Source organism: Corynebacterium sp. KPL2895 (assembly GCF_040225815.1).
Taxonomy (GTDB): domain Bacteria; phylum Actinomycetota; class Actinomycetes; order Mycobacteriales; family Mycobacteriaceae; genus Corynebacterium; species Corynebacterium rhinophilum.
In genome coordinates this window covers 1-14,503 of sequence record NZ_JBEHFY010000010.1, presented here as the reverse complement: position 1 = coordinate 14,503, position 14,503 = coordinate 1, and the positions used below count along the sequence as shown (strand labels likewise).

Annotated in this window: 17 protein-coding genes; 8 read left to right on the top strand and 9 right to left on the bottom strand. The window is 62.1% G+C overall.

Annotated features, from left to right (window positions below; translation table 11 throughout):
• Positions 1-74: 74 nt before the first annotated feature.
• Positions 75-302 (bottom strand): helix-turn-helix domain-containing protein, encoded by a 228-nt coding sequence (locus ABRP95_RS05890; RefSeq protein ID WP_034659621.1) that lies wholly within the window; start codon positions 300-302, stop codon positions 75-77.
• A complete protein-coding gene (locus ABRP95_RS05885) occupies positions 286-834 on the bottom strand; it encodes a hypothetical protein (protein WP_244262130.1) in 549 nt (182 codons plus the stop codon). The genes ABRP95_RS05890 and ABRP95_RS05885 overlap by 17 nt, the downstream gene beginning before the upstream one ends.
• 112 nt (positions 835-946) lie before the next feature.
• Between ABRP95_RS05885 and ABRP95_RS05880 the strand changes: the two genes are divergently transcribed.
• On the top strand, positions 947-1,408 hold the full coding sequence (locus ABRP95_RS05880; protein ID WP_005277248.1) for a PH domain-containing protein: 462 nt from the start codon (positions 947-949) through the stop codon (positions 1,406-1,408).
• Positions 1,405-2,709, top strand: a complete 1,305-nt coding sequence (locus ABRP95_RS05875; protein WP_296086846.1) for a PH domain-containing protein — start codon at positions 1,405-1,407, stop codon at positions 2,707-2,709. Before ABRP95_RS05880 ends, ABRP95_RS05875 begins: the two co-directional genes overlap by 4 nt.
• Here ABRP95_RS05875 and ABRP95_RS05870 read toward each other — a convergent pair.
• Positions 2,693-3,163 (bottom strand): tRNA (cytidine(34)-2'-O)-methyltransferase, encoded by a 471-nt coding sequence (locus ABRP95_RS05870; protein ID WP_296086844.1) that lies wholly within the window; start codon positions 3,161-3,163, stop codon positions 2,693-2,695. The genes ABRP95_RS05875 and ABRP95_RS05870 overlap by 17 nt on opposite strands.
• Before the next feature lie 23 nt (positions 3,164-3,186).
• On the opposite strand from ABRP95_RS05870, the gene ABRP95_RS05865 reads away from it, so the two are divergent.
• From ABRP95_RS05865 to ABRP95_RS05855, 3 genes are all read left to right on the top strand, one after another.
• Complete coding sequence (locus ABRP95_RS05865) at positions 3,187-4,035, top strand: bifunctional methylenetetrahydrofolate dehydrogenase/methenyltetrahydrofolate cyclohydrolase (protein ID WP_284781889.1); 849 nt, start codon at positions 3,187-3,189, stop codon at positions 4,033-4,035.
• Positions 4,032-4,346: a DUF3017 domain-containing protein gene (locus tag ABRP95_RS05860; protein WP_284781887.1), complete on the top strand. Its 315-nt coding sequence runs from the start codon at positions 4,032-4,034 to the stop codon at positions 4,344-4,346. Before ABRP95_RS05865 ends, ABRP95_RS05860 begins: the two co-directional genes overlap by 4 nt.
• A 115-nt stretch (positions 4,347-4,461) precedes the next feature.
• Positions 4,462-5,430 carry an HNH endonuclease signature motif containing protein gene (locus ABRP95_RS05855; protein ID WP_284770137.1) on the top strand — a complete coding sequence of 323 codons (969 nt, stop codon included), beginning with the start codon at positions 4,462-4,464 and terminating at the stop codon, positions 5,428-5,430.
• Positions 5,431-5,655: 225 nt separating this feature from the next.
• On the opposite strand, the gene metX is transcribed toward ABRP95_RS05855, so the two are convergent.
• The 4 genes from metX to ABRP95_RS05835 all read right to left on the bottom strand — a co-directional run bounded on the left by metX (position 5,656) and on the right by ABRP95_RS05835 (position 8,966).
• Positions 5,656-6,762: a homoserine O-acetyltransferase MetX gene (gene metX / locus ABRP95_RS05850; RefSeq protein ID WP_349839095.1), complete on the bottom strand. Its 1,107-nt coding sequence runs from the start codon at positions 6,760-6,762 to the stop codon at positions 5,656-5,658.
• Positions 6,759-8,075, bottom strand: a complete 1,317-nt coding sequence (locus tag ABRP95_RS05845) for an O-acetylhomoserine/O-acetylserine sulfhydrylase (RefSeq protein ID WP_284853400.1) — start codon at positions 8,073-8,075, stop codon at positions 6,759-6,761. Before ABRP95_RS05845 ends, metX begins: the two co-directional genes overlap by 4 nt.
• A gap of 82 nt (positions 8,076-8,157) precedes the next feature.
• Positions 8,158-8,739 carry an MBL fold metallo-hydrolase gene (locus ABRP95_RS05840; RefSeq protein ID WP_349839094.1) on the bottom strand — a complete coding sequence of 194 codons (582 nt, stop codon included), beginning with the start codon at positions 8,737-8,739 and terminating at the stop codon, positions 8,158-8,160.
• Between the two features lie 14 nt (positions 8,740-8,753).
• Positions 8,754-8,966 (bottom strand): hypothetical protein, encoded by a 213-nt coding sequence (locus ABRP95_RS05835; protein ID WP_284895929.1) that lies wholly within the window; start codon positions 8,964-8,966, stop codon positions 8,754-8,756.
• Positions 8,967-9,187: 221 nt separating this feature from the next.
• On the opposite strand from ABRP95_RS05835, the gene ABRP95_RS05830 reads away from it, so the two are divergent.
• From ABRP95_RS05830 to ABRP95_RS05820, 3 genes are read left to right on the top strand one after another with little or no spacing between them, the layout of a single operon-like run.
• Positions 9,188-11,749: a nitric-oxide reductase large subunit gene (locus ABRP95_RS05830; RefSeq protein WP_349839093.1), complete on the top strand. Its 2,562-nt coding sequence runs from the start codon at positions 9,188-9,190 to the stop codon at positions 11,747-11,749.
• A complete protein-coding gene (locus ABRP95_RS05825; RefSeq protein ID WP_284770131.1) occupies positions 11,749-12,393 on the top strand; it encodes a hypothetical protein in 645 nt (214 codons plus the stop codon). Before ABRP95_RS05830 ends, ABRP95_RS05825 begins: the two co-directional genes overlap by 1 nt.
• Positions 12,394-13,230: an SPFH domain-containing protein gene (locus tag ABRP95_RS05820; protein ID WP_023025338.1), complete on the top strand. Its 837-nt coding sequence runs from the start codon at positions 12,394-12,396 to the stop codon at positions 13,228-13,230.
• Between the two features lie 4 nt (positions 13,231-13,234).
• Here the strand turns inward: ABRP95_RS05820 and ABRP95_RS05815 are convergent, their stop codons facing one another.
• The gene (locus ABRP95_RS05815) at positions 13,235-13,432 is read right to left on the bottom strand and encodes a hypothetical protein (protein ID WP_023016815.1); all 198 of its coding nucleotides are present in this window, start codon (positions 13,430-13,432) and stop codon (positions 13,235-13,237) included.
• A gap of 37 nt (positions 13,433-13,469) precedes the next feature.
• Positions 13,470-14,503, bottom strand: a 1,034-nt coding sequence (gene pdxR / locus ABRP95_RS05810; RefSeq protein ID WP_349839092.1) for a MocR-like pyridoxine biosynthesis transcription factor PdxR, incomplete at its 5' end; no start/stop codon positions are given.

Here is a 14,503-nt window from a genome sequence, read left to right as displayed (position 1 = left end):
TAGGAATTCTTCCTATAGGTTTCAGTGGACATAGGTCAAAGTACTGCATAAACCCAACATAATGACAAGGTTTTCTATTCTACTTCGAAGATATCGCCCGGCTGGCAGTCCAACGCCGTACACAGTGCCGCAAGGGTGTTAAAGCGCACGGCCTTGGCGCGATTATTCTTCAGGACGGACAGGTTAACTGGGGTGATACCTACCTCTTTGGCGAGCGCCGCTCCGGTAATACCGCGCTCTTCCATTATCCGGTCGAGGTGGCAGATCACCTGGGGTTCTTGCTCCTCAGACAAGGCCTTCAACCTCCTCTTCGAGCTTGCTGCCGCGCTTGATGGCAACTGAGAAGAGCTGGAGGGTGCAGACAAAAAGGTAGGGCAGTGCAAGCTCGCCTAGTGAGGATCCGCTCTGGTTGGCCCACCAGTCAATGTCGAGCTGCGAGGAAGCCCAGTTATTGCCCATACCTTCGAGTGGGAAGCGTCCGATAAACCAGACAAGGATTCCGATGGTCATTCCGTTAAGAAAGCGGATGTTTTTCGTATTGAAAACCTGCCCACGAAGCATTGGTTTGACCAAGCGGTAGGCAAAGAACGCGATAATCAAGATTCCTGCAATCTTGACGACGAGCCCCGCAGTGAGCATCCAGAATGGCCCGCCGTCGAGGTTGTGCTTGCTTAGGCCTTCCGGGACGGCCGCGCTCAGTGCGGTGGAAAAGCGTCCGGTGACAAGGTCGCGCAGGTAGGTGGGGCCGAGGATGATAATGGTGAACAGGCAGAGGGTGGCCGCCGCGGTAATTTCGCGGCGCTCAGTTTGGGAGGTGGGTTGCGGGGTGGTCATGACAATCCTTTCCGTCGATTCCTTATCGACTTTCGATGTTGTCGTAATTCGATAATATCGAATAACGATAAGTTGCACAAGGGCGCGAGTCCGATTGCTACAGTCAGTAGCTATGAGCGAAGAAATGAACCCCGTCTCGCCGCGTTTGGTGAAGGTGCGCTATATCCGTCACTTGGGCTGGACGGTTATTTCCGCCACGGCGGCCGCAGCGGCAGGGTACTGGTGGACCCCGTGGTTCTACTGGGCGGCGGGGCTCTTCGCCGTCCTCTTTTTCTGGCTGCTCTGGCTCATTCCGGCCCAGGTGCGCCGCATGGGCTGGTGCGAAACCGACGATGAGCTGCTCATTACGCGCGGCAAGCTGTGGCATTCTTTCACCGTTGTGCCCTACGGCCGCATCCAGTTCGTGGACGTGTCCGCCGGCCCCCTCGAGCGCGCCTTCGGGCTCAAGGAACTGCAGCTGCACACCGCCTCCGCAACCACGGACGCCACGGTGAAGGGCTTGGACGCCCCGCTTGCCGATGCCCTCCGCACCCGCCTTACCCACCACGCCCGCGAACGGATGAGCGGGCTATGAGTTACCACCGCGTCCACCGCTTGACCCCGCTGCTGCAGCTGTGGTCGGTCATCCTGGCCGTCATCGCGGCTTTTGCCTTAAACGTCAATATGGAGGCACTGCGCGGAATCTTTGCCTTCGTTACCGGCGAACACAGCGCCGCGGACCTGCGCGATATCGGCCTCGCCCTAGCCGGATTCATTGCAGTATGCGCGGTGGTTTGGCTCGTATCCGGCGTGTGGTGGCGCCAGATGGGCTACCGGCTGGGCGAGGAGGAACTCACCTTGCGCCGCGGGGTTATTTCGAAGCAGCAGCGCACGGCGCGCTATGACCGCACGCAGGCTGTAGACGTCGTCGAGCCCGTTATCGCCCGGCTCTTCCGGCTCGCGGCAGTGCGCGTGGAAACGGCCGGCGGGCAGTCGTCCGCCATCGAAATCGCCTACCTGAAAAAGCGCGATGCCGAGGCCCTGCGCGCCGAAATCCTCTCCCGCGTCCACGGCGAGCCGCACGCCGAGGAACCGGCTGAAGAACAGCCGGCCGAGGAAGAGGACAACGTCCTCATCCCCGAAATCCCCATCGCGCGTTCCCTGGTCGCGGCCGCTTTGCACGTGTCCACGATCGTTCTTATTGCGGCCCTCGTATTCCTCGTGGTCACGCCGATGTCCCTGACCATCACGCTGCCCATCCTTTTGGCCACCGTCCCGCGCGCCTGGAACGTGATTGACTCCTCGTGGCGCTATACCGCCAGCCTTGAGGATGGCGTACTCAATATCACCTACGGCCTTGCCGATCGCCGCCGCCAAAACATCCGCCTCGAGCGCATCCACGCCGTCCAAGTCACCCAGCCCTTCCTGTGGCGGCCCTTCGACTGGTACGAAACGCGCGTGTCGGTCGCCGGCTACGGCGGCATGGCCAGCGGCGAGGGATCGGGATCGACGCGCATCGTGCCCGTCGGCAAGCGCAGCCAAGCCCGGCAATTCCTGCCCGCCGATGCCGCCCCGACCTATGCCTCGCCCGCGCGCGCCAAATGGGTCTCGCCCATCGATTACCGGCAGCAAACCGTCGCGCTGACCGGCGACTATGTCATCGTGCGCGCCGGCCGCTTCAACCGCCGCGTCCAAGCCATCGAGCTGCGCCACATCCAGGAACTCACCCTGCGCCGCGGCCCGATATCCCAGCTGCTCGGCCTAGCCACGGTGGAGCTCGACCTCGTGCAGGGGCCCGTGTCCATGGCGGCGCGCAACCTCGCGCTTGCCGATGCCCACGCGCTGCTCAACCGCCTGCGCTCCCGCGACCTGCCAGAACTTACACCGCTCCCTTAAAACCAAGCTGGCGCCACGCCTCAAAGACCGCGGTCGATGCGGAGTTGGAGAGATTCATCGAGCGCCTGGCCGGGACCATCGGAATGCGCACCTGATCGGTAATGCGCGGATGGTTGACATGCTCATCTGGCAGGCCGGTCGGCTCCGTGCCAAAGAGCAGCACGTCGCCGTCCTGGTACTCAACCTCCGTAAACCACTTATCCGTATGCGTGGTAAAGGCGAAAACGCGCGCGCCGGGCAGTGCCTCCATGCACGCGTCGAAATCCTTGTGGATCTGCACATCTGCCAGGTCGTGATAATCCAGCCCGGCGCGCTTTAAGTGCTTATCGTCAAAATTAAACCCCAGCGGCTCAATCAGGTGCAGGCTCGCGCCTGTCACCGCCGCGGTGCGAATGGCATTGCCGGTATTGGTCGGGATGACGGGATTATCAAAGACGATGTGCAGCTGGCTCATGCCTTCAGTCTAGGATGGGGGCTATGAGCGCTACCAAACTAGATGGCACCTTGTACCGTGACGAGATTTTTGCGGACCTCGCTGAGCGCGTGGCCGCCCTGAAGGACAAGGGGATAACCCCTGGCCTGGCCACCGTTCTGGTGGGTGAGGACCCAGGCTCCCAGTCCTATGTAAAGATGAAGCACCGCGATTGCGAAAAGCTGGGCATCAACTCCATTCGCAAGGACCTGCCGGCGGATATTTCGCAGGAGGAACTCGAGGCGGTCATCGATGAGCTCAATGCCGATGACGCCTGCACCGGCTACATCGTCCAGCTCCCGCTGCCCAAGCACTTGGATGAAAACGCCATCCTCGAGCGCATCGATCCGGAAAAGGACGCCGATGGTCTCCACCCGGTCAACCTGGGCAAGCTCGTTCTCAATGAGGAAGCCCCGCTGCCGTGCACCCCGAATGGCTGCCTGCACCTGCTGCGCCGCTTCGGCGTGGAGCTGGGCGGCACCAAGACCGTCGTCATCGGCCGCGGCGTGACCGTCGGCCGCCCCATTGGCCTGATGTTGACCCGCCGCAGTGAGAACTCCACCGTTACCCTCTGCCACACCGGCACGAAGGATCTTGCCGCCGAAACCCGCAATGCCGATATCGTCATCGCCGCCGCCGGCCAACCGCACATGCTTACCGCGGACATGATTAAGGAAGGCGCCGCGCTTCTCGATGTCGGCGTATCCCGCGTCGACGGCAAGCTCACCGGCGATATCGCCCCCGATTGCTGGGATAAGGCTGGGTTCGTCTCGCCCAACCCAGGCGGCGTCGGACCGCTCACGCGGGCCTTCTTGGTGCGCAACATCGTTGAGCGCGCGGAAAAGCTGGCGTGAATTTAGACAATCCCCACGACGCGCACCTGAAACCGTCCCCGCTGCCCGCTTCCGTGCAGTGGGTGGCCATCGGGCTCTTCATCGCCGGGGTGGCCTTGTCCGGCGGCTATGCCATCTTCGAGTATTGGCGCCGAGCTACCTTCTTGCTCGGGCTCGCGCTGCTGTGGCTGACGGTGGTGCGCCTGACGTGCGATTCGCGCCGCGTCGGCGTGCTGGCGGTGCGCTCGCGCCGCTTCGATGCCACCTTTACCGGGGTCATCGGCGCGCTGATGGCCTTTCTCGCCTACTCCGTGGACGCGCTGGGCAGCTAGTTATCCACAGGTGATTGTTTCAGTATCACCAATCTGCGGCGTGTCGCGCGGCTATCCACAGCCGCCGCGCACTTGGCCTCGCGCCCTCAGCTACCCGCGGTTTAGGCTCGGGGCCATGATTTCGGATTACCTCGCAGCGATAAACTCCCCGATGGCGCTCATCGGGGAGTGCGCTGGGCTATCCGAAGCCGAATTGGTAGACCGCGGTTTTAGCGATAAAGAGGCCGCGGAATTCGCGCGCTTGGCGGATACGTATTTTGGCAAGACATCGTTTAGCGCCAAGCAGCGCGCCGCCCGCACTACCGCGCTCCCGCTCGATGCGCTGAAAATCATTGAGGTGCACGCGCAGAAGCTGAAGACCCAGCGCGCGGCGTGGGCCCTGCGCGAGGAGCTGTGCCGGCTCAACGTTTCTACCAGCGAGATAGAAAAGCGCGCCCGCCGCCGCGTCAAGGAGGAGCGCACACAGAAGCGCGCGGAGGGCGTGCGTCTTACCCGCCGCACCGATGACCTGTGGACGCTGACCATCACCGCGGAATCGGGCCTGGTGGCTGAGATTAATAACCACGTCTCCACCGTGGACGATGCGCGCCGGGTATTTGCAGAGGGCGCGGCCGCCTCCACCATCACTACTAACGTGGTCCTCACGCTAGATGACATGGTGAAGGTTACCCACGGCGAGGACGACGTCACCCTGCAGCTGACTAACGGTGCCACCATCACCGGTGCGCAGCTAGCGGAGCGCGCGCTTGCCGATGCCGGCCTCATCACCCTCATCCACCCCGTCACCGGCCCCGTGAACCTGTACCACACGCGCCGGCTGGCCACCTGGAAGCAGCGGCAGATGGCGATGGCCGAAAATCCGGTGTGCCCGTGGCCTGATTGTCATATCCCTGCCGATGAATGCCAGGTTCACCACCTGCAACCGTGGCTGCTCGGCGGCGAGACCAACTCCGAGAACTTGACCATCGCCTGCAAGTATCACAACGCCGTCAACGACGATGACCCAAATGCCCCGCCCCGTCGTGGGCGCCTAGAGCGCCACCCGCACGAAGGCATCGTGTGGCGCCCGCCCTGGGCCCGATAAAGAACATTGCCGAAGCCAGCGCAGTTAAACCTGCGCCGCTCCGGCGATCCTTCTGTATGCCTTCTGCAAGGAGTCCGGGCTAGCCACTTACCGTGCCCCCGTTCCGGACCCCGCCACTATCTGCCTCGCGCCGCGTCCCGTTCGTGCGTCGAGCCACCAGTGACCGTAAACCGCTGGCGTAGGCGATGCGGAATTGCGCACGCGCCGGCGTGTAGGCGGGGTTGGCTAGATGGCGTAGTCGATTGTGCTGTCCGCGTCCAGCGGGTGCGGTTGGGACAGGGTGAGGAAGTTGCGCAGGATGCGGTCCATCTGGCGCGACTCCGTGAGGAACGCATCGTGGCCGACGGGAGAGACTACCTTCGCCATGGCCAGCAGGTTGCCTAGGTTCCGAGAGAGGTGTTCCTGCTGGTGATAGGGATAAAGGATGTCCGTATCGACGCCCACGACCATGGTCGGTACCTGCGAAGAACCCAGCGCGCGGTTCAGGCCGCCGCGGCCACGGCCGATGTCGTGGCGGTTGAGGGCCTCGGTAAGTGTGACATAGGAGCCGGCATCAAAATGATCCGCCAGCTTCGAGCCCTGATAATCCAGGTAGGAGTTCACGGCGAAGCGCTGGTCGTGCCGGCGATAGGGCCCGAGGGGTTCTTCGTCGGTTTGGGCCTGAACACCAAAGCGCTCATCAATTTCCTGCTCGCCGCGATACGTCAGGTGCGCGATGCGCCGCGCCGCCGCGAGTCCCTCGCGAGGGCGCTGGGAGGAGGAATAATAGTCGCCGCCGTGCCAGAAGGGATCGCGTTCAATCGCGGAAATCTGCGCCGACTGGATACCAATCTGCCACGCGGAGGCGCGCGCGGAGACGGCGATAACGCACGCAGCATCGACCGCCTCCGGGTACATCAGCGTCCATTCCAAGGCGCGTGCACCACCCATAGAACCGCCGATAATCGCATGTACGCGCGTTATTCCGAGTTCTTCCAGCGCCTTTTTCTCCGCGGCCACCAAATCGCGAATGGATAACGCCGGAAAACGCGATCCCCAACTGCGGCCATCTGGATGCGAGGAGGAGGGGCCGGTGGAGCCATTGCAGCCACCGAGTGCGTTCATGGCGATAACGCACCACTTCGTCGTATCCAGCGCCTTGCCTGGGCCAATGAGATCGCACCACCACTCGGCCACATCGGCGTTGCCGGTCAGCGCGTGTTCCACCAAGATGACGTTATTTCCGCCGTGCGGATCGCCGAGGAAATGGCCGAAGCGGTGGTAGGCGATGTGGGCATCGGAAAGCGTGGCGCCTGCTTCGGTGCGAAAATCGCCGATACTTATACAGCTCATGCCAGTGCGTTAAATCCCAATTCGAGGTCAGCAATGATGTCGTCGATATCTTCAATGCCCACAGACAATCGGATGGTCGACTGCGCAATGCCCGCCGCGGCAAGGGCAGCATCATCGGACTGCGAGTGCGTGGTGGTCGCCGGGTGAACGGCGAGCGAGCGGGTATCGCCGATATTGGCGAGGTTGGAGTGGAGTTTCAGGGCATCGATAAACGCCCATGCTTCCTCGCGCCCGCCGTCGATATCGAAGGACAGCACGGAGCCGGTATAGGAGTAACCCAGCTTCTCCTTGATCTTCTTATACGGCGAGGAATCCAGGCCGGCGTAGTTGACCTTCGTCACCTTGGCGTGGCCTTCCAGGTACTCGGCCACGGCTTGGGCGTTGGCATTGTGCTTGTCGATGCGCAGCCCTACCGTCTCAATGCCATTAAGCGTCAGCCATGCATTGAACGGAGAAATGGCGGCGCCGGTATCGCGCAGCAGGCCGGCGCGGGCCTTGAGCGCGAAGGCGGGGGCGCCGAGGTCGGCGTACTTCAGGCCGTGGTAGGCCTCGTCGGGGGTGACGAAGTGGGGGAATACCGGCTCGCCGTCGCGCTCGACGGTCCAGTCGAAGGAGCCGCCGTCAATAATCGCGCCGCCCACCGCAGAACCGTTGCCGGTGTAGAACTTCGTGGTCGAAACCACGACGATGTCCGCGCCCAAGTCGAGCGGGCGGGCCAGCGCTGCGGTGGCGATGGTGTTATCCACGATGAGCGGGACCTGGTTAGTGTGCGCGACCTCGGCGATGGCGGGGATATCGAGGACATCGGCTACCGGGTTGCCAAAGGTCTCGCCGTAAAAGGCCTTGGTATTAGGCTGTACGGCGTCCTGCCAGGACTGGGGGTCGTCCGGGTTTTCCACGAGGGTGACGTCGATGCCAAGGCGCTTGAGCGTGACGGTAAAGAGGGTGGAGGTGCCGCCGTAGAGGCGCGGGGAGGAAACGATGTGATCGCCTGCCGAGGCGAGGTTGAAAATGGCCGCGGTCTCTGCGGCCTGGCCCGAGGCAAAGGCCACGGCGGCCACGCCGCCTTCAAGGGAGGCCAAGCGCTCTTCCAGCGCATCCTGCGTTGGGTTGGTCAGGCGGGTGTAGATGGGGCCTGCATCGGAGAGGTTAAAGCGGTTGGCCGCGTGCTCGGCGTCATCAAAGACGTACGAGGTGGTTTGGTAAATCGGCACATTGCGGGAGTTGTGCGCGCCGTCGAGGTTTTGGCCTGCATGAACGGAGCGGGTGGCGAAGGACCAGTCTGCGTTGGAGTTATCGTATTTCGTCGTCATGCCACGCAAGACTAGACCAAGCGGTATGTAACGTACAGCACCCCGCTGCGAAACCGCAGGGTAGTCAGAGAATAAAAATAGACTAAGCGGTAAATTTCTCGCCTGGATTTAGCCGCTTATAGCCCTGTACTCCGGCTTTGGTGAGCATGGTGTCGAAGGCGGTGCGGCCGACATCGGAAAGCACGGCGTCATGGATGGGGATCGTGACCGCGGCGCCGACGCGCTGGGCATAATCGGCGGCCTCCGCGGCCTTCACCCACGGCCCGGCAATGGGTAGGAGCAGCACGTTCGCGGGGTGATCGATGTACTGATCGCCCGGGTGGAGCAGGCCGCCCAAGTAGTAGCCCACATTGACTGGGCGCGGAATATTTGGGTGGATCGGCGCGTGTTGGCCGCCGAGTACCTCGATGTCGAGGCCGGCGACGGTGATGGTCTCGCCCGGTGAGACCGCAGTACCGCGCCCCAGTTGTTCGCAGGCTTCGGCAGGTGCCCAGAGTGGGGCATCGGGAAGCCGGTCCGAGTCTAGGTGATCTGCATGCGCATGGGTAATGAGCACCGCATCGGCGTCGGGAATGGCGGGCGTCATGGTTCCGGGATCGATGAGGATACGCCCGCCCGGCGCCGCAACTGCGACGCAGGCGTGGCCAAGCAAGCTAAATTCCATGCGCCCCAGCCTATCTACTGCGGGTCTTTTTCGTCCTTGCGGCGAAATAGGTACCAGATGCCGAGGATCGCGCCGAAGAGCAGGATTGCCGAGGCGATAAAGACCATGGCGACCACCATTGTGCGGTGTGGATCGTTTAAGAAAATCATGCAGACGATGGCGGCGAGGAAAATCGCGGCGAAGAACGTGATGAGCCAATTGCGCTTGGTGTGCTCTGCGAATGTCATGCATTAATTGTTACGGAAAAACCGGGGGTAAACAAGCTGGGTGGGGATTCTGGGGGCGGAACCCGGCTATATGGTGCACCGATTTTCCCAATAATGCTCGCGTGCGGGCTGGCCGATGTGGGCGAATGGGGGTAGGGGCCTTCCGTTCGACTATTTAACACCGCTTTGTCCGTTCATAATGATGTATGTCGAACTCTCTACAACTGTGAAAAGGACACTTTATGGCCACCACGACTGGGGTTGAGGACCGGAAGAAACCGGTCCTCAAGGTGAGCAACGTGTGGGTGCAGGGCATCGCCCTCGTCATGATCTTTGGCTTTTTGGTCATGGGATTTTTGGCGTACCGCACCTATGACGCATCCATGCCGTTGCCGGAAAAGATTGTCTCCGAATCCACGGGCGAAACGGTCTTAACCAAGGAAGAGATCACTAACGGCCAGGCGCTGTACCAGGCCCGCGGCCTGCAGCAATACGGCTCCGTGCTGGGCCACGGCGCCTATCTAGGACCGGACTATACGGCGGAGTACCTGCGCCGCGCTCTCGATCACGCCCGCGAGGAAAACGACGCGAATGGTATGCCCGATTTCGTTGATTCTTCCGCCACTCCCGAAGAAGCCGTGGTAGAAGAATTCCGCACCAACCGCTATGACGAAGAAACGGGCGTACTGGAGTGGACCGATAACCAGATTTCGGCATTCGAGGCCAATAAGGACTACTACGCCCAGTACTTTGGCCCGGATTCCCACAACAGTGGCTTGCCGTCGGACTTTATTACCGATGAGCAAGACATCAATAACCTCGTAGGTTTCTTCGGTTGGACCGCGTGGGCTTCGGCGGCAGAGCGTCCGGGCCACGACTATTCCTATACCAATAACTGGCCGGCGGAATCGCGCGTGGACAACGGCCCGACCGCGGATCTTGTGGTGTGGTCGGTGCTCTCGCTCATCGCGCTCATCGGCGGTACCGGCTTGATCTTCGCGATTTACGGCCGGTGGTCCAAGTCCATCGGCTGGCATTCGGAAGAAGCGCCGAACCTGGACTTTAAGCAGCCGGGCGAGGTCGGGCTGACCAAGTCGCAGAAGGTGGTGGCCTGGTTCGTCTTGGTCATTGCGTTGCTGTTCTTAATCCAGGCGCTGCTGGGTGCGGCCAGCCAGCACTACCGCACGGAGCTGACCGGATTCTTTGGCATCCCGCTGCAAGAAATCCTGCCGTATAACGTCTCGCGCACCTGGCACGTGCAGCTTTCCCTCCTGTGGACCGCCGGCGGGCTCTTGGCGGCCGGCATCTTCCTAGCCTCGTTCGTGGGCAAGAAGGAACCGAAGAAGCAGGATTGGCTCGTATGGTTCCTGCTCGGCGCCATCGCGGTCGTGGTCTTTGGCTCCATGGCCTTTGAATGGCTTTCTACCATGGGCTACATCGAAGAGGGCACGCTATTTTCCCAGCAATGGGAATACCTGGACCTGCCGCGCTTCTTCCAGGTACTGCTTACCATCGGCATGTTCGTGTGGATTGGCATCATCTACCGCCAGCTGCGCGGCCGCCTGAAAAACGAGCACAAGTCCAATATGCCGTGGCTCTTCTTCTTCGCCGGCCTGGCCATCCCCGCGTTTTACGCGGTGGGCAACTTGGCGGGATCGGAAACCCACATCTCCGTCGCTGAGTTCTGGCGCTTCTGGGTGGTCCACCTTTGGGTCGAGGACTTCCTGGAGCTATTTACCACCGTCATGGTGGCTTACGTCTTCGTCCTGCTCGGCGTGGTCCGCGAAAAGATCGCCCTGGGCATCATCTTCTTGGACGTCATCCTTTACTCCACCGGTGGCGTGCTGGGCACGATGCACCACCTGTACTTCTCGGGCACCCCGGTCGAGCACATGGCCCTGGGCGCATTCTTCTCGGCCGCAGAGGTCGTGCCGCTGACCCTGTTGACCGTTGAGGCCTGGACCTTCATGCAGCTGGGTTCCCGCCAGCGCGCTTCGGGCGAGCGCCCCTTCCCGCACCGCTGGGCAGTGATGTTCCTGGTCTCCGTCGGTTTCTGGAACTTCTTGGGCGCGGGCATTTTCGGCTTCCTCGTCAACCTGCCTATCGTTTCCTACTACGAAATCGGCACGGCGCTTACCGCAAACCACGCCCACGGCGCGATGATGGGCGTCTACGGCTTCCTGGCCGTGGGCCTGTCGGTCTTTGCGCTGCGCTATCTCATTCCTAAGGACAAGTGGTCCGATAAGGCCATGGGCTGGGCTTTCTGGCTGCAAAACCTGGGCTTGCTGTGGATGGTGGTCATTTCGCTCCTGCCGCTGGGCATCATGCAGCTCTACGAATCCGTCGGATCGGGCTACGTGGAAGCGCGGTCACTGGGCTACATCACCCAGCCCGGCAACTTCATCATGGAATGGCTGCGCCTGCCTGGCGATGTCATGTTCCTCCTCGGCGTCCTGCCCTTCCTCTGGATGGCGCTGCGCGGCGTGCTCTACAAGAAGGACATCCCAACGGTGGAGGAGCACCCAACCAATCCGCTGTTTAGCATCATCACCCCAGATGAGGACGACCACGCGGGCGAGGTCCCCGTGGGTTCCTCGGTGGGACTGGTCTCGGGTGGCAAGGGGCGCGTTGACAAGCGCAGCTCCACGGGCCGGCGCTACGGGTACATCGATGAGCGCGGTGCCTTCGTGGAGGAGGAAGATCCCGATGCTGAGCGCGGCGATTCCGCCACCGCGCCGCGCCAGGAATTTGAATCGCGCACGAAGTGGGGCGGTACCTACCGCTCGGATAAGAAGGACGACTAATGCCGGGTGCATTTACCGTACTATCCGCGTGCTACGGGCTCTTCCTGCTCGCAGTGGCCTGGGTATTCGACCTGCTGGCGCAACAAACCGCCAACCGCACCATGTCCAACCAATCCGGCACGTTCCGGTACATGGAAGACCACGATGCTTGGCGATGCCCCGAAGATCACTGGCTCTGGCCCTCCAGCTTCGACCCGGAAAACCGCGTCATGCGCTACCGCGCGAACCCGACCGTGTGCAATACCTGCCCGGTCAAGCAGCAGTGTACGGTCTCGCACCACGGGCGGGAGGTCACGCGCCAGTTGGATCCGTGGCCGCACTCGGATTCGGGGCGCTTCCACCGCGGCATCGCGCTGGCGGTGGCGGCGATGGGCTACTTGCTGCCCTTGGCCTCGCTGATTAGCTACCATTCGCCCGCGGAAGTGGCGTTGACGCTGGCTACGGTGCTTATCATCACCGGTTTCGGCGTGTACCCGTTGGCCCGTCACCTGTGGAATACGCCCTCGAACGCGCCGCAGCTGGTGGTGCCGGAGATGGATAACCGCGAGGCGGAGTTGGCGGCGCAGGTCGATCGCTATGGTTCGAAGTACGGAAAATCCACGCGCTACCGCTCGGTGCGTCAAGAACTGGAAGGGGAAATCTAAGTGTCCGCTCCCGTATTCTGGCCGATCGTCATCGGCATCATCCTCGCTCTCATCGGGGTGTTTTTGTCCTACTCGCTCAAGGTGATTAAGCAGTATGAGCGGGGCGTGACCTTCCGCTTTGGCCACCTGCGACCGATGCTGGAGCCGGGGCTGCATTTCTTGCTGCCGGGCATCGATAAGCTGGAGCGCGTGGATTTGCGCGTGGTCACGCTGACGATTCCGCCGCAAGAAATCATCACCAAGGACAACGTGTCCGTGCGCGTGAATGCGGTGGTCATGTTCGAGGTCACCGATTCGAGCAAGGCGGTCCTCGAGGTAGAAAACTACGCCGTGGCCACCTCGCAGATTGCGCAGACCACCCTGCGTTCGCTTTTGGGTCGGGCGAGCCTCGATGACCTGCTGGCCCACCGCGAGGAGCTTAACGAGGACCTAGCGGCGATCATCAACGGCCAAACCGAACGGTGGGGAGTGTTGACCCGCATCGTGGAGATTAAGGACGTGGAAATCCCAGAGATGATGCAGCGCGCCCTGGCGCGCGAGGCGGAGGCGGAGCGCGAGCGCCGCGCCAAGGTCATTTCGGCCCACGGTGAGCTGCAGTCTTCCCGCGAGCTGCGCGAGGCTGCAGAGGAGTTGGGCAAGGCCCCGGCGGCGCTGCAGCTGCGCTACCTACAAACGGTGCTGGAACTGGGCGCGGACCAAAACTCCACCATCGTCTTCCCGCTGCCCATAGACATCATGGGCGGGTTCATGGAAAACCTGGGCACCTTTAATAAGGGCTTCAAGGAATTCAGCGAAAATTTTTCGCACGCGGTGAATACGGAAAAGCCTGCGGACTAGGCATTTAAGAATGCGGCCCCTGCCCAGCGGAGGGGCCGTTTTTCTGTGCCTCTCGAAGTTGCGCGATGGCCTGCGAATTCTGCTTAATATCATTGGAATTGCGCGCGACCTGCACGATTAAATAAATGACACCGGCTATAAGTCCGATGTAGATAGCTAGCGGGATGAGCATGAGCAGAAGTTCGAGCGGGCCAAGCGTCATTCTTACGTCTTTCTGTGCGAGGGCATTTAAATTCAGGCTAACATTCGCGTTGCGCGGCGGCGACCGCGCTCAGGCTGCGGCGCAGGTCGTCATCGCTTAAGTGACCAAAACCTAAAACGACGCCGTCTTCGGCGTCCACGCCGCCCCAGTATTCGCGCAGCGGGGTCAGCTTGATGCCGCGGGCGGCGGCACGCGGAACGATGGTCGGGTCGCACAGCAAAACCGCATGTAGACCGCCATTGATGGGCAGTAGGCGCGCGCCGGGGAGAGAGCCCAGGGCATCGGCCACGAGGTCGCGGCGGCGCTTGTAGGTCCGGCGCATGCGTCCGGTGTGGCGCCGCAGCGCCCCGCTGGCCAGGTAATGGGCGAGCGCGGCCTGCGGGATGGTACCGACCGGCTGGCCAAAGATATCGCGCTGCTTGTCGATGCCCCCGCGCAGCCCATCCGGGACCACCACATAGCCACAGGCGATGGACGGTGAAATCACGGTGGAAAACGTACCGAGCAACACCGTGCGCTCTGGGGCGAGCGCGGCGAGCGCGGGCAGCGGCTGGCCTACGTAGCGCAGCTCGGAATCGAAGTCATCCTCAATGAGTAAAGCGCCATGCTGGCGGGCCCAGGCGACGAGTTCGGCGCGGCGTTCGGCCGGCAGTGAGGCGCCATACGGGTACTGGTGGCTTGGGGTGACAATGAGCGCGTCGAGGTCGGTATCGGGAACGGTAACGCCATCGGCATCGGTGGGTACGTTCACCAGCTCATGGCCAAGCGCCTGCGGAATGCGCCGCAGGCTGGGGTAACCGGGCGATTCGACGCCGACGCGCAGCGCAGTACCGAGCGTGCGCAGCACTAAAGCCAGGCCATCGCGGGCACCGGCGGTAACGACGATGCGGCGCGGATCCACCCGCAGCCCGCGCATGTAGCGCAGGTGGTTGGCGATGTGGTGGGGGAGTGGAGGGGCATCGGAAAGCGGCTGGGCGGCGGCATCGCGCCAGGCTGCGCGCCATTCGGGGGTGATGATGCCGGCGGTATCGGGCAGGCCGGGGGTCAGTTCCAAGAGGTTGGGTGTGGGAG

Excerpts from the sequence above, each read along its gene's own strand:
- ABRP95_RS05845 (WP_284853400.1), bottom strand. The coding sequence starts at position 8,075 with ATGACGACGAAATACGATAACTCCAACGCAGACTGGTCCTTCGCCACC.
- ABRP95_RS05840 (WP_349839094.1), bottom strand. The coding sequence starts at position 8,739 with ATGGAATTTAGCTTGCTTGGCCACGCCTGCGTCGCAGTTGCGGCGCCG.
- ABRP95_RS05835 (WP_284895929.1), bottom strand. The coding sequence starts at position 8,966 with ATGACATTCGCAGAGCACACCAAGCGCAATTGGCTCATCACGTTCTTC.
- ABRP95_RS05870 (WP_296086844.1), bottom strand. The coding sequence starts at position 3,163 with ATGAGCCAGCTGCACATCGTCTTTGATAATCCCGTCATCCCGACCAAT.
- ABRP95_RS05885 (WP_244262130.1), bottom strand. The coding sequence starts at position 834 with ATGACCACCCCGCAACCCACCTCCCAAACTGAGCGCCGCGAAATTACC.
- ABRP95_RS05880 (WP_005277248.1), top strand. The coding sequence starts at position 947 with ATGAGCGAAGAAATGAACCCCGTCTCGCCGCGTTTGGTGAAGGTGCGC.
- ABRP95_RS05875 (WP_296086846.1), top strand. The coding sequence starts at position 1,405 with ATGAGTTACCACCGCGTCCACCGCTTGACCCCGCTGCTGCAGCTGTGG.
- ABRP95_RS05830 (WP_349839093.1), top strand. The coding sequence starts at position 9,188 with ATGGCCACCACGACTGGGGTTGAGGACCGGAAGAAACCGGTCCTCAAG.
- ABRP95_RS05855 (WP_284770137.1), top strand. The coding sequence starts at position 4,462 with ATGATTTCGGATTACCTCGCAGCGATAAACTCCCCGATGGCGCTCATC.
- ABRP95_RS05825 (WP_284770131.1), top strand. The coding sequence starts at position 11,749 with ATGCCGGGTGCATTTACCGTACTATCCGCGTGCTACGGGCTCTTCCTG.
- metX (WP_349839095.1), bottom strand. The coding sequence starts at position 6,762 with ATGAGCTGTATAAGTATCGGCGATTTTCGCACCGAAGCAGGCGCCACG.
- ABRP95_RS05815 (WP_023016815.1), bottom strand. The coding sequence starts at position 13,432 with ATGACGCTTGGCCCGCTCGAACTTCTGCTCATGCTCATCCCGCTAGCT.
- ABRP95_RS05865 (WP_284781889.1), top strand. The coding sequence starts at position 3,187 with ATGAGCGCTACCAAACTAGATGGCACCTTGTACCGTGACGAGATTTTT.